General features: G+C 70.8%; 1 protein-coding gene and 1 pseudogene. One reads left to right on the top strand and one right to left on the bottom strand.

Translation table 11 applies throughout. From position 1 onward, the window contains the following. Positions 1-452: GNAT family N-acetyltransferase (locus AC3XYG_RS22135; protein ID WP_489142031.1), on the bottom strand; the 452-nt coding region annotated here is incomplete at its 3' end. Positions 453-680: 228 nt separating this feature from the next. Between AC3XYG_RS22135 and AC3XYG_RS22140 the strand changes: the two are divergent. Next, a pseudogene (locus AC3XYG_RS22140) lies at positions 681-1,571 on the top strand (hypothetical protein); the annotation flags it as partial.

The following is a 1,571-nucleotide window of genomic DNA, read 5'->3' on the forward strand; positions in this document are numbered from 1 at the left end:
AATTTGAAGCCGATCGAGGGCAGCAGCCCGACCCGGTTGAAGCCCATCACCTCGTGCAGCCCGATCGACGCGGTGTTCGCGCTGTCGCCGATCACCGCGACCATCTGCCGGGCGCCGGCTTCGGCGCACAGCTCGATCAGCCGCTGCAGCAGGGCCCGGCCGATGCCATGCCCGGTCATGTCGGCGGCGACGTAGATCGAGTTCTCGACGCTGTAGCCATAGGCCGGGCGGCTGCGATAGGGCCCGGCATAGGCATAGCCCGCGACTTCGCCATCGACCTCCGCCACCAGATGCGGCAGGCCGCGGCCGGTGACGTCGAGCCGCCGCCGCGCCAGCTCCGCCACATCGGGCGGGATCTCCTCGAAGGAGGCGAGGCCGGTCAGCACGTGATGGGCGTAGATCGCCTGGATCGCCGGCAGGTCGGCGGGGATGGACGGGCGGATGTGGGGCACGGGCGGAACCGGTTTGTCGTGTTGGCCGCGCACCATGGCGACGCCGGGGGCCGAGGGCAACATCCAGTTGCGACGAGTCGCCCGTCGAGCTAGCCTCGGGCCCGCGTGCAAGACGCATCCGGTCCGCGGGAAGGGCAGCGCCCCCTTGTGAGAGACGAACGCAGAGCTGCGTCGATCCTTCTTTCTGCCCGATGATGCGGATGCCGGGCGTGTGAAAGGAGGAGCGTCATGCCCCATCCCTATGCCCAGGACCTGCCCGCCTCGCCCGATCCGGAGCAGCAGAAAAAGCGCGCCAAGGATCTGCTGAAGGCCTTGCACGCCGGCAGCGCTGAGGCGCTGGCCCGCATTCGCTACCGCCATCCCCGGCTGGCTCACCGGAGCGACGCCGAGATCGTCGCCGCCGCGAAGCTGAGCGACGCGCAATGGGTGATCGCCCGCGAATACGGCTTCGCCAGTTGGCCGAAGCTGCAGGCCCATCTGGCCGGCGGGCCGCCGGAGATCGCCCGGCCGTTCGAGGCCGAGCTGCAATACTACCGCGACCGCGCCGCCGGCATCCGCAGCAACCACCGCACCGGCGAGGCCGGATCGTTGCGCCTGGTGCAGCGCTTCCACCCATGTTTCGCCACGGTGTCGGAGACGGAGATCCGCGCCGCGGAGTTGAGCGAGGCCGATGCCGAGCTGATCGTCGCCCGGGCGCATGGCTTCGACGACTGGGCCAGTTTCGCCGACCGGATCGAGGCGATGAAGGCGGGACGGGCGGAGGAACCGTTCCGCACCGCCTTCGAGGCGATCCGCGGCGGCGACCGCGCGGCGCTGGCCGCCGTGCTGGCGGCGCGTCCCGAGCTGATCAACGCCCGCGGCACCAACGGCAACCGGCTGCTGATGCTGGCCATCTCGATGAACCGCCTGGTCCTGGCCGGGGACCTGCTCGATGCCGGCGCTGATCCGACCCTGGCCAACGACAAGGCCTGGGGGCCGCTGCACGACATCGCCTATGGCGGTGGCCGCGGCGATCTGGAGGCCCGGCTTGCCCTGCTCGATCGGCTGGTCGCGGCCGGCGGCTCAGTCGAGGCGGAGGCCTATGGCGATGGCGGCACGCCGCTGGCGGTGGCGCTGTTC

This window comes from Inquilinus sp. (assembly GCF_057815775.1).